Origin of the sequence: Frigoribacterium sp. CFBP 8754 (assembly GCF_014841815.1) — a bacterium.
In the GTDB taxonomy this organism is placed as follows: domain Bacteria; phylum Actinomycetota; class Actinomycetes; order Actinomycetales; family Microbacteriaceae; genus Frigoribacterium; species Frigoribacterium endophyticum.
On the sequence record NZ_JACYUO010000004.1, the window covers coordinates 209,761 to 220,470 of the forward strand.

The 10,710-nt window shown below is 72.8% G+C and carries 12 protein-coding genes; 9 read left to right on the plus strand and 3 right to left on the minus strand.

Annotation, left to right across the window (positions count from 1 at the left end):
- Window positions 1-140: 140 nt before the first annotated feature.
- Window positions 141-1,070: a serine hydrolase domain-containing protein gene (locus IFT72_RS12820; protein WP_371741293.1), complete on the plus strand. Its 930-nt coding sequence runs from the start codon at window positions 141-143 to the stop codon at window positions 1,068-1,070.
- Between the two features lie 188 nt (window positions 1,071-1,258).
- Here IFT72_RS12820 and IFT72_RS12825 read toward each other — a convergent pair whose 3' ends face one another.
- Both IFT72_RS12825 and IFT72_RS12830 read right to left on the minus strand, forming a co-directional pair.
- Window positions 1,259-2,098 (minus strand): hypothetical protein, encoded by an 840-nt coding sequence (locus IFT72_RS12825; RefSeq protein ID WP_192046678.1) that lies wholly within the window; start codon window positions 2,096-2,098, stop codon window positions 1,259-1,261.
- Entirely contained in the window at window positions 2,091-2,687 is a 597-nt protein-coding gene (locus tag IFT72_RS12830; protein WP_192046679.1) for a sigma-70 family RNA polymerase sigma factor, read from the minus strand. The genes IFT72_RS12825 and IFT72_RS12830 overlap by 8 nt, the downstream gene beginning before the upstream one ends.
- A 194-nt stretch (window positions 2,688-2,881) precedes the next feature.
- On the opposite strand from IFT72_RS12830, the gene IFT72_RS12835 reads away from it, so the two are divergent.
- From IFT72_RS12835 to IFT72_RS12870, 8 genes are all read left to right on the plus strand, one after another.
- Complete coding sequence (locus IFT72_RS12835; protein WP_192046680.1) at window positions 2,882-3,616, plus strand: CHRD domain-containing protein; 735 nt, start codon at window positions 2,882-2,884, stop codon at window positions 3,614-3,616.
- A 5-nt stretch (window positions 3,617-3,621) separates the two neighbouring features.
- Window positions 3,622-4,290: a sortase domain-bontaining protein gene (locus IFT72_RS12840; RefSeq protein ID WP_192046681.1), complete on the plus strand. Its 669-nt coding sequence runs from the start codon at window positions 3,622-3,624 to the stop codon at window positions 4,288-4,290.
- Window positions 4,291-4,416: 126 nt separating this feature from the next.
- Window positions 4,417-5,718 (plus strand): polysaccharide pyruvyl transferase family protein, encoded by a 1,302-nt coding sequence (locus IFT72_RS12845; RefSeq protein ID WP_192046682.1) that lies wholly within the window; start codon window positions 4,417-4,419, stop codon window positions 5,716-5,718.
- A 226-nt stretch (window positions 5,719-5,944) separates the two neighbouring features.
- The gene (locus IFT72_RS12850; protein ID WP_192046683.1) at window positions 5,945-6,709 is read left to right on the plus strand and encodes an SDR family NAD(P)-dependent oxidoreductase; all 765 of its coding nucleotides are present in this window, start codon (window positions 5,945-5,947) and stop codon (window positions 6,707-6,709) included.
- 137 nt (window positions 6,710-6,846) lie between these two features.
- Window positions 6,847-7,437 carry a sigma-70 family RNA polymerase sigma factor gene (locus IFT72_RS12855; RefSeq protein WP_307803258.1) on the plus strand — a complete coding sequence of 197 codons (591 nt, stop codon included), beginning with the start codon at window positions 6,847-6,849 and terminating at the stop codon, window positions 7,435-7,437.
- Between the two features lie 226 nt (window positions 7,438-7,663).
- Window positions 7,664-8,239: a recombinase family protein gene (locus IFT72_RS12860; RefSeq protein ID WP_192046684.1), complete on the plus strand. Its 576-nt coding sequence runs from the start codon at window positions 7,664-7,666 to the stop codon at window positions 8,237-8,239.
- Between the two features lie 132 nt (window positions 8,240-8,371).
- Window positions 8,372-8,680, plus strand: a complete 309-nt coding sequence (locus tag IFT72_RS12865) for a hypothetical protein (protein WP_156155572.1) — start codon at window positions 8,372-8,374, stop codon at window positions 8,678-8,680.
- 49 nt (window positions 8,681-8,729) lie between these two features.
- Window positions 8,730-9,554: a CPBP family intramembrane glutamic endopeptidase gene (locus IFT72_RS12870; RefSeq protein ID WP_244634511.1), complete on the plus strand. Its 825-nt coding sequence runs from the start codon at window positions 8,730-8,732 to the stop codon at window positions 9,552-9,554.
- Window positions 9,555-9,757: 203 nt separating this feature from the next.
- Here the strand turns inward: IFT72_RS12870 and IFT72_RS12875 are convergent, their stop codons facing one another.
- Window positions 9,758-10,426 (minus strand): VanZ family protein, encoded by a 669-nt coding sequence (locus IFT72_RS12875; protein ID WP_192046685.1) that lies wholly within the window; start codon window positions 10,424-10,426, stop codon window positions 9,758-9,760.
- Window positions 10,427-10,710: the final 284 nt, after the last annotated feature.

Below are 10,710 nucleotides of genomic sequence, written 5' to 3' on the forward strand. Positions count from 1 at the left end.
CCGGGGGTCGTCCGGCTCGCCGGCTCCGGGTGCGGGGCCGATCCGACGATAGCGGGGAGCGGGCGGTGCGTGGCCTGGGAACGCCGTGCGGGGGCCCGCCCCACCTGGTGCCCCGGTGCCGGGCACGGCAGACTCGGGCGGTGACCCGCGCCCCCGCCCGTGCCCCGACCGGCGCCCCGACCCGCGCTGAGACCGTCCGGGACCGCATCGTCGCCGAGGTCGAGCTCGCGGGCTTCCGCGCGCACGGGCTGCACGTGCTCGTCGGCGACGACGTCGCCGAGCACCGCTGGTCGCCCGACGTCCGGCGCGAGGTGCACTCGGTCGCCAAGGCCGTCTGCGCGCTCGCGGCGGGGATCGCCGCCGACGAGGGCCGGCTCTCGCTCGACGAGCCCGTCGCGGCGTGGCTGCCCGGCGCCGAGCTCGGCGAGGGCGTCGACCGTGTCACGCTCCGCCACCTGCTCTCGATGACGAGCGGCGTCGACCTCCCGTGGTCGCCCACCCTGATGACCGACTGGCCCGACCTCGCACTCGAGTTCGTCGGCCGACCGTCGCGGGGCCGCGTGTTCCAGTACTCGAACGCGAGCACGTACACCGCGATGCGGGTGCTGGCGACCCGGGTGGGCGACGTCGTCGACTTCCTCCGCCCGCGACTCCTCGGCCCCCTCGGCCTCGACGACGTGGCCTGGCAGCGCTGCCCGCTCGGCTTCGTCACCGCCGGCGACGGGCTCGCGCTCCGCACGGAGGAGGTGGCGCGGCTGGGCTGGCTGCTCCGCGACGGCGGGGCCTGGCGGGGGAGGCGCGTCGTGTCGGAGCAGACCGCCGCGGCCGTGCACTCGGGCTGGGTCGCGGCGGGCACGAGCCCGGGCTACGAGCGCTACGGCCTCGGTGCGTGGAGCGGCCCCGGCTCGGCCTGGCGCCTGCACGGCGCGCTCGGCCAGCTGGTGCTCGTCGTCGACGACGCGGTCGTCACGCTCACCGCCGACGACCACGAGCGGGCCGACGCCGTCGCGGCCGCGGTCGTCCGCGAGCTCGAGGGGCTGCGGGAGGGTCCGCCCGCGGCGGAGCGCTGACCTGCGCTGACCTCGACCCGCCGCAGCGGGCGGGTCGCCGTCCTCGTGGGTGCTCTCCCCCCGGAGTGCGGCGGGTCGCCGTCCTCGTGGGCGGGTCGGCCCCGACCCGCCCACGAGGACCTCGACCCGCCGACCCGCCCTTGCACCCCCCCCGTTCGGACGGCCGGACGTACCGACCGACGGACGGCTCAGGCGACCGCGGGCACCGCGGCGACCGCGAGCTCGCCGTCGGCCCCGCGGATCTCCACCGACCGGACGTGGTCGCGCGTCACCGCCGCGTTGAGCTGGCAGTCGATCTCGACCTCCGTGCCGAGGAAGGCGCCCGAGGGGTGCTCCCCGCCCTCGTCGTCGATCACGACGACCGAGAACGCCGTGCCCACGGGCAGGCCCGTCACGGTCAGCAGCGTCTCGGTGCCCCAGGTGTGCGCGACGAGGTCGCCCTCGACGCGCACGCCGGTCGGCGCCCCCGCGAAGTCGATCGGCTCGACGGCGCCGAGCGTTCCGGCCGGCCCCTCGGGCGTCGAGTCGCGCGGGGCGGCCACGAGCGCGCCGACGCCCGCTCCCAGCGCGAGGCAGGCGGCGGCGCCGAGCACGGTGAGCAGCGGTCGGCGCCGCGGCCGCAGCGGCGTCACCGGGGCCGCGGGCGCCGTGGGCGCGGGTGCGGGGGCGTGGCCGGGTGCCTGGGGGGTCCGGGGTGCCGGAGGCGCGGTGCCGGCGACCGGGGCCGGCCCCGTCGTCGAGGCGGTCGCTCCGGGTGCCTCCGCCCCCGCGACTCCCTCGACCCGGCGGCGCAGCTCGGCGCTCGGCTCGACGTCCTGCCACGATCCGAGGCCGGCGAGGGCGCCGGGCAGCCCGCCCAGCTCGGCGAGCTCGCGGTCGATCGTGGGGTCGGCCGCCCGCAGCCGCGCGAACTCGTCGGCCTCGGCCGGGCTGAGGTCGTCGCCGAGGGCCGCGGCGACGAGCTCGGCCCGTCGGTCGTCGTCGCGCCGGTCGTCGGAGCCGGGCGTCCCGGGCATCGGTTCAGGCATCGGTCTGGTCCCCTTCGTCGAGGTGCGAGCGGAGCGCGCGGAGCGCGTAGAAGACACGGGTGCGGAGCGTGGCGACCGGCACGCCGGTGGCGGCCGAGAACTCCTGGTAGCTCAGGCCGGTCAGGTGCACGGCGACCACCGCCTCCCGGTGCTCCGCGCTGAGGCGGGCGAGCCCCTCGACGATGCCGAGCCGGTCGAGCGGGTCCGCCCCCGTCTCGGCCGGCACGTCGAGCTGGTCGTCGTGCTCGACGAGCGCCGGTCGGCGGGCCCGGGCGCGGAGGGCGTCGAGCACGACGCGTCGCTGGATGGTGAAGAGCCAGGTGCGCTCGCTGCCGAGGGCGGGGTCGAAGGAGTCGCGCGACCGCCAGGCGCGGAGGAACGTCTCCTGCACGCAGTCCTCCGCGGCGCTGCGGTCGCGGAGCGCGTTGACCGCGAAGCCGAGCAGGGCCGAGCCGTGCTCGGCGAACGCCGACGGCACGTCGAAGGTCGGCAGGTCGACGGGGTGCACGTCGACGCCGGGCTCGGGCGTGCTCATCGGGCTCCACTCGGGTGCGGGTGCGGGTGCGGGACGCGTCAGCGCGAGCGTCATCGGGTGCCTCCCACTGTAGGGGCGCGCCGGTCGTCGCCCTCGAGGGGGGATACGACCGACCGGGCGGCTCCGTTCACCCGCCCCCAGGACGGTTCCGAGAATTCTCGGGACTCGGGTGAACGCGGCCGTCCCCTCCGGCGTACCTCCCTGCAGAAGCGCGCCCGACCGGGCGGCTCCCGTCGAGAGGCAGACGAATGTCGAAGAAGCGATCCATCCGCATCCTGACCATCGGAGGAGCCGCCGCGGCCGCCTTCACCCTGCTCGCCGCCGCGCCCGCGTCGGCGGAGACCGAGGTGCAGGCCCCGTCCACGTTCACCAGCGCGTTCACCGTCATGGCGACGCCCGACCAGGTCATCTCGACCGCGGGCGCCCCGGCGCCGGGCGAGGCCGGCGCGACGGGCACGTTCGACTTCCGGATCAACAGCGACCAGGAGATCATCTGCTACGACATCACCCTCACGGGCGTGACGGGCGACTACATGAGCCCGGCGAAGACGGCGACGCACCTCCACCAGGCCGCGGTCGGCAAGTCGGGCCCGCCCCGCATCGCCTTCCCGAACCCCGTCGACCAGGGCGACGGCACCCGCACCAGCAGCGGCTGCCTGCAGGGCCCCTTCACCACCGGCGTCATGAACGACGCGGGGGCCGACACCGGCACCGGCTTCACGCTGGCCCAGATCGAGGCCGACCCGGCGTCGTTCACCGGTGACTCGCACACCGCCGCGTTCACCTCGGGCGTCGTCCGCGGCCAGCTGACGCAGGTGCCCGTCGGCGGCGTCGACACCGGCTTCGGAGGCGCGGCGCAGGCCGGCACCGGCGCCGGCACGGGTTCCGACCTCGCGCTCGGCGCGGGTGCGCTCGGGCTGGTCGGCGTCCTCGGCACGGCGGCGTGGATCGCCGTCCGCCGCCGTCAGGCCCAGGAAGGCTGACCCGCGTGCGACGGCCGCTGCCGGCGCTCGCCGCGGCGGTCGTCGTGCTGGGCGTGCTGACCGGGTGCTCGGACACGGGGGCCGGGGTCGCCGCTGACGCGACCGGTGCCGGGGCCCGCACCGCGACTCCGTCGGCTCCCGCCCCGGCGCCCGACCCCGCCTCGTCGCCGAGCGCGGCGACGGCGACGCCTCCGCCGGCCGAGGCGGAGGCCGTGGCCGTGCCGGCCGTCGGCGTCGCGCCGGCGCGCGTCGACGTCGCCGCGATCGGGCTCTCCGAGCCGCTGATCGACCTGGGGCTCGACGCCTCTGGCGCGATGGAGGTGCCCGTCGACGCCGACGACGTGGGCTGGTTCACCGGGGGAGGGCGCCCCGGCGGGCGTGGTCCGACCGTCGTCGCCGGCCACGTCGACTCGGCCTCGGGGCCCGCCGTGTTCGCGCGGCTCGACGAGCTCGTCGTCGGCGACGAGGTCGTGCTGACCGACGTCGACGGCGGCGTCGCGCGCTACGTCGTGTCGGAGGTGGTGGACGTGCCGAAGGCCGAGTTCCCCACCGCCCGGGTGTTCGGGGCGCAGCCGACCGACGAGCTGCGGCTCATCACCTGCGGCGGGGTCTTCGACCGCGGATCGGGCCACTACGACCAGAACCGCGTCGTCTTCGCCGACCGCGTGGCATAGCCGGCCGGGCAGCGCCCGCGGCCCGTGCGGCGGGCCACCTGCGGTGCACTACCGTCGAGGAGGCGCGGGCCCGGTCCGCGCCTCCTTCCCCTTGTCCCTGGACGGCCCGCGGGCCCGGAGGTCAGCGTGCGCACACTCGCCATCGGAGACGTCGGCGTCGTCGACGACATGATCCACATCGGCGACGAGGCCATGACCGAGGAGCTCGTCGTCCAGCTGCGCCGGCGCCGCGTCGACGCCGTCACGCTGCTCTCGAGCGCCCCCGACGAGACCGCCGCGCGCTACGACGTCGACGCCGTCCGGCCGATCGGCTTCGCCCCCGGCCCGCTCGGCGGCCGCGACGGCCAGGTCGAGCGCCTCGAGCGCGTGCTCGCCGCGGCCGAGGGCAGCCGCACCGCCCTGCCCCACGACGACCCGGCGCTCGCCGTGATCGAGGCCGTCCGCGAGGCCGACGCGGTCGCCGTCGCCGGCGGCGGCAACATGGCCTCGCGCTGGTCGCTGCACGTCTTCGAGCGCGCCGCCCTCGGCGCCGTCGCCCGCGTGGTCGGGCGCCCGCTGGTCGTCACGGGCCAGACGATCGGGCCCGACCTCGTCGCCGACGACGAGCGGCTCGTGTCGGGGCTGCTCCGTGACGCGCGCCTCTTCGGGGTGCGCGAGAGCGCCTCGCACACGCTGATGCGGCGCGTCGCCGACGACACCGCGCCCGACCTCGCGCGCAAGGTGGTGCAGAACGTCGACGACGCGAGCTTCCTCGGGGCCGACGCCGCGCCTCCCGTGGTCACCGGCCTCGACGCGGGCGCCGGCCTCGACGCGGGCGCCTCGGCCGGGCCCGGGTCGCTGCTCGTCGGAGCCGGCTCCTTCCCGTACTGCGCGGTCAGCCTCTCGACGCACGTCGGCGACGCCGACCGGCGTCAGGTCGTCACCGCCCTCGCGCGACTGCTCGACCGGGTCGCCGACGAGACGGGGCTCGAGATCGCGTTCCTCGCGCACTGGGCCTCGCTGAACGAGGGCGAGGAGCGCGGCGACTCCGTGCTGCACCGCCGGGTCATCGACGCGATGACGACCTCGCGGGTGCGGATCGAGCCGACCACCGACTCCGTGGCCGCCGCGCGGTTCGCGCGGGGCGCCTCCCTGCACCTGACGAGCCGCTACCACCCGGCCGTGTTCGCGGTCGCCGGCGGGGTGCCGACGGTCGGCATCTCGGTCGACGAGTACACGCGCGTGAAGCTCACGGGGGCGCTCGGCGCCTTCGGCCAGACGAGCGTCGCCTCGGTCGAGGCGCTGGTGCTCGGCTCGGCGGCGCGGCTCGCGCTGGCGACCTGGGACGACGCCGCGCAGGTGCGGGCCCGGTGGGAGTCGCGGGTCGGCTCGGTGCGCACCGCCTCCGCCGGCTGGTGGGACCGCGTCGCGGAGGAGCTCGGGGCGTAGGTCGCGCCGCCCGCTCGCGCCGCCCGCTCGCGCCGCGCGCTCGCGTTGCCCGGTCGACGAACCCCGTCTTCGCACCGGAACCCTGCCGCGGCGGGGTTCGGATGCGAGGACGGGGTTCGTCGTCAGGGTCTGCCGCCCTCCCGGCCGACGCGCAGCCTCTTTCTGGCACCGCGTGTCACAATGCTCGGGACCGGCACCGAGGCCGGTCCCGACGAAAGAGGCAGCCATGGCCGACCTGACCACCACCCCCGACCGTTTCCGCGGCAAGACCGTCATCGTCACCGGGGCGGGCAGCGGCATCGGCCGTGCGTCCGCCCTCCGTTTCGCGCGGGAGGGCGCCCGGGTCGTGGCCGCCGACGTCGTGGCCGAGCGCCTCGACGCGCTCGTGGCCGAGAACGCCGAGCTCGACCTCGTGCCCGTGACCGGCGACATCACGACGGAGGAGGGCGTGCAGGCGGTCGTCGTCGCCGCCGAGGGCCGGGTCGACGCGCTGGCGAACGTGGCCGGCATCATGGACGGCTTCCTGCCCGCCGCCGAGGTCGACGACCGCACGTGGGAGCTCGTCTTCGCGATCAACGTCACGGCCGTCGTGCGCCTCACGCGGGCCGTGCTGCCCCTCATGATCGAGGCCGGCTCGGGTGCGATCGTCAACGTCGCGTCGGAGGCGGCACTCCGCGGCTCGGCCGCCGGCGTGGCCTACACGGCCTCGAAGCACGCCGTCGCGGGCATCACGAAGAACACGGCCGTCGTCTACGCGAAGCACGGCATCCGCACGAACGCCGTCGCGCCCGGGGCCACCAGCACCAACATCGAGGCGCCGATGAAGTCGCAGGTCGCCGCGGCGGCCCTCGGGCCGATCATGCAGACGACCGTGCCGACGCCCGTCGAGGCCGACGTGCTCGCCGCGTCGATCACCTGGCTCGCGAGCGACGACGCCACGAACGTCAACGGGGTCGTGCTGCCCTCCGACGGCGGCTGGTCGGCGATCTGACCCGGTCGGGCCGCCGGGGGCTCGGCGGCGGCCCGAAGTGGGGGTACCGGACAGGATGCAGGCGCATACAGTGGCCGGAGCGCCGGGGGGAGCATTCCTGTACTCCTCGCCCCCCACGCCCAGACCGGACGGCCCCCGTGACCCTCACCTCAGAACTCCTGCTCCGGCAGGACCCGAGCGAGGACGACCTCGTCCTCGCGACGGCGCAGGGTGACCAGAGGGCCTTCGCCCAGCTGTACGACATGACGTCGTCACGGGTGCTGGGGCTCGTGAGGCGCATCCTCGTCGACCCGGCGCAGTCGGAGGAGGTCGCGCAGGAGGTCTTCCTCTCCGCCTGGCAGGAGGCGGCGCAGTTCGACCCCGCGAAGGGCAGGGCGGTGTCGTGGTTGCTCGTCCGTGCTCGTCGTCGTGCGATCGACCGGGTCCGCTCGGCGCAGGCGAGCCGGGTGCGTGACATGACCGTCGGCATCCGCGACCTCGACGACGTCCGCGACGACGTCGCCGAGACCGCTGCGGTGCACATCGAGCACGCGCGGGTGAGCCGGGCGATGAAGGGCCTGACCGCCGCCCAGAGGCAGGCGCTCGAGCTGACCTACTTCGGCGGCCTGAGCCACTCCGAGGCGGCCGGTGAGGCGGGGGTGCCGCTCGGGACGATGAAGACGCGCACGCGCGACGCCCTGATCGCGCTGCGGAAGCTCCTCGGCCCGGACGCCGTCGCGCGCGGCTGAGCGCCGGGGCTTCGGCTCTCAGGCCACCCGGAGTCGTCTTCCGCCGATGCTGAACAAGTGCGGCCCTGGGGTGGCTGTTGCCGTTTCACTGAGCGGTCGTTCACCGGGACACCTTCTCGAGCGCGTCTCGGTTGCCTGGGGCCAAGTGGTGCCTGGCCTGGGGATTCGCGTATGCCTGTCCCGCAAAAATGCCCGGTGACGGGGGTCTGAACGCTACAGTCGTCGGATGCTCATCGGATACGCCCGGGTCTCGACTTCGGGACAGGATCTCGCAGCACAACGTGACGGTCTCGCAGCGCTCGGTGTTGACGATCAGCACGTGCATGTTGACCACGGCTTGTCGGGCGCGACTCGAGCGCGTCCGGGCCTCCGCGAGGCTCTCGCCGCGTGCCGCGCCGGCGACGTCCTAGTGGTGACGAAGCTCGACCGCCTCGCCCGCTCGCTGCGCGACGCGACGGACATCGCGGACGAGCTGACGAAGAAGGGCGTCTCACTGAACCTCGGGGGAGCGGTCTACGACCCCACCGACCCCGTCGGCCGGCTCCTCTTTAACGTCCTCGGCATGGTTGCCGAGTTCGAGGCCGACCTCATCCGTGCCCGCACTCGCGAAGGGATGGCGATCGCCAAGGCCGCCGGCAAGCTCCGCGGCCGCAAGCCGAAGCTGACCGCTTCGCAGGAGAAGCATCTCGTGCAGCTGCACCGCACCGGCGAGCACACCACAAGCGAGATCGCCGAGCTGTTCGGGGTCGCGCGTTCGACTGTCTACCGGGCAATTCAGCGCGCCGACCAGGCGCCACTTTGAGGGCTTGCGCCAGCTGCTTTTCTGAAGGAGGGCGACGAAGAAGATCGGGTCACGTACTCACGGCGGCCGCACTCTTCTTGCTGGCAGGGTTCACCCTGATAGCAGTGCGACGCCGACGGGCAGGCCACGACCATGAAGCCTGAGCAACCGGACAGCCCATCGCGACGGCGACGCATCTACGCAGGCGTTGCGGTGGGTTGCATCCTCAGCGTCGTCCTCGGGGCCGCCCTCGTTCGGGTAGCCCTGAACGCCCTGGACGCCAAGCCGTACGCCGGGGCGGCGACCGAGGACGCCTATCTCGTGGTCGCGATCGTCGCCCTTCTCATCTGGTGGGGAGGCACAGCGGCATGCATCGTCATCGGTCGCGTGCGTTTGCGCAGTTTGACCACGATCGGCACGCAGCGGAGCGCGCCTAAGGCGGACTCTCGCCCACCGACTTGAACTTGAATCTGTCTCGAACCTGATGGTTAACTGAAAACCAATCGAGGGGATGATGATGGAAGACACTGCTGCACGATCAGGGTGGACGCGGTTCTGGGAACGGGGTCGTTGGTGGAAGGCGCTGATCCTCGCCGTCGGCTACCTCGCCATCTACGAACCGGCATCGCTCCTCATGGCACCCTTCGTGCCATTCATCGGCGACGCTGGATCAGCCAGCTATGTCCTCGTCCTCATCGTCGTCCCGGTCCTGATCGGCAGCCTCATCCTGATCGGCTTCGGTGCCAGCCTCGGCTGGCTGCGAGGCCTCTTCGCACGGCAGGACGTCCCCGGCCGAGGCTGGATGTGGATCGCCATCGCCGTCGTGCTGCTCTTCAACGTGTTGCGCTTCGCGAGCATCGACTACGACGCTGCAGGCTTCGACTGGGTCGCCGCGTGGCTCTTGGCAGGACTGGTTATCGGCTTCTCCGAAGAAGTGCTGACTCGTGGATACGTGGTACGCATCATGCGCTCGGCCGGCCGTTCCGAGATCGCCGTCGGGCTCGTCTCCGCTGCGTTGTTCTCGTTACTGCACGCGACCAACCTCTTCACCGGTCAGCCCTTCATCTCCACCATGCTGCAGATGCTCTACACATTCTTCTTCGGCCTCTGCATGTACCTCACCCTCCGGGTGACGGGAACAATCATCGCTCCGATCCTGCTTCACGCGAGCACAGACCCGAGCATCTTCATGCAGGGCACATACCCCCTGCAGGGCGGCCTTGGGTCCCTGGCTCAGCTTGGCAACATCGTGGTCGTCCTCGTCGGCGTCGTGCTGCTCGTCGTCTTCCTCGTGACGGAGCGCCGTGCGGCACATCACGGGCAGCAGGTGGTCTAGCGGTCTACCTCGGTCGATCACCGATGGTGATGTGCCCAGCGACCTCATCCCGAAAGACGACTGTGTTCGCCGCAGATACCGTCATCACCGGATGTGGAGAGCAAGAGCGTGCAGTCGATCGCAGTGGCGTCTGGATCAACCCGCCGCTCGACCTCCTCGGTGCCCGATAGACGATCGTTCACCGAGATCCGTTTCGGACTGACCTATCGAGACGGCCGACGCTCCGTAGCTGCGGGGGAGTGGCCAGCCTCCGCGATTAGTCGGTGATCGATCCCCAAGCGGGCGCTGCTCCGCGGTTTAGGCGGGGGTGCTGCCCCGGGGTTCGTGTGCCAGCGGAACCGGTCCGCGAGTGCGGACAAGATCGGTACACGTGTGAGCAGAACGAAGATTACGTAGCCGAGGATTCCCCCGAAGGTGTTCCAGATGAAGTCGTTGACGTCAGCGACGTGACCACCGGAGAACAGCTTCTGCGCGGCGAGTTGCAGTAGCTCGATTGTCAGGCTGACCACCGCCGAGGTCAGCAGCACCTTCCACCAGGACGGCCGGCGCATCAGGAGCGGTATGAGGATGCCGAGCGGTATGAACACCGCCAGGTTGGTGAGCGCGTCCGCGAGCTCGTAGTCCTGGAACGGGATCAGTGCCAGCGCCGGCTCCCATGGCTCAGACCTTGGCATCGGGTTGAGAAAGATCGGGAAGACCGTGTTCGCGAAGATTCCCGCGGCGTAGACGGCGATGGCGGCCGCGACAGCCGCGCGCGGCCGGGTGAAACGTTGCCCCCTGAGCAGGAGCGCAAGCTGGATGAGGAACACGACGGCGCCGACGGGGACAGCGACGGGTAGGACGGGGACTTCGCCGAACGGGTTAGTAGACATCCGGGGAAGCCTAGTGACGCTGAGCTGCTGCAAGGATCTGATGACCGTGGACGGTCTCGGTAACCGATCCCGGGGATCGATTATTCGGGCACACGAACGTGGCTCGACCGAGCCACGTTCCGGCACTGGTGGCGGTCCGGAACGGAAAGCGCGGCCAGCTGAGACCCGTTTCGCTTGGTGATGGCAGAGCGGACGGTCGTATCTGTGGCACGCGGACGAGCCTCGGCGGAACCTCCGTGCAGGCCGCGTCGCTTGCGACGTTGTCGATCCTTGCTAAGCGGGGT

Coding starts and splice junctions, on each gene's coding strand:
- IFT72_RS12825 (WP_192046678.1), bottom strand. CDS start 2,098: ATGCCTGAACCGATGCCCGGGACGCCCGGCTCCGACGACCGGCGCGAC.
- IFT72_RS12830 (WP_192046679.1), bottom strand. CDS start 2,687: ATGACGCTCGCGCTGACGCGTCCCGCACCCGCACCCGCACCCGAGTGG.
- IFT72_RS12835 (WP_192046680.1), top strand. CDS start 2,882: ATGTCGAAGAAGCGATCCATCCGCATCCTGACCATCGGAGGAGCCGCC.
- IFT72_RS12850 (WP_192046683.1), top strand. CDS start 5,945: ATGGCCGACCTGACCACCACCCCCGACCGTTTCCGCGGCAAGACCGTC.
- IFT72_RS12860 (WP_192046684.1), top strand. CDS start 7,664: ATGCTCATCGGATACGCCCGGGTCTCGACTTCGGGACAGGATCTCGCA.
- IFT72_RS12865 (WP_156155572.1), top strand. CDS start 8,372: ATGAAGCCTGAGCAACCGGACAGCCCATCGCGACGGCGACGCATCTAC.
- IFT72_RS12870 (WP_244634511.1), top strand. CDS start 8,730: ATGATGATGGAAGACACTGCTGCACGATCAGGGTGGACGCGGTTCTGG.
- IFT72_RS12875 (WP_192046685.1), bottom strand. CDS start 10,426: ATGTCTACTAACCCGTTCGGCGAAGTCCCCGTCCTACCCGTCGCTGTC.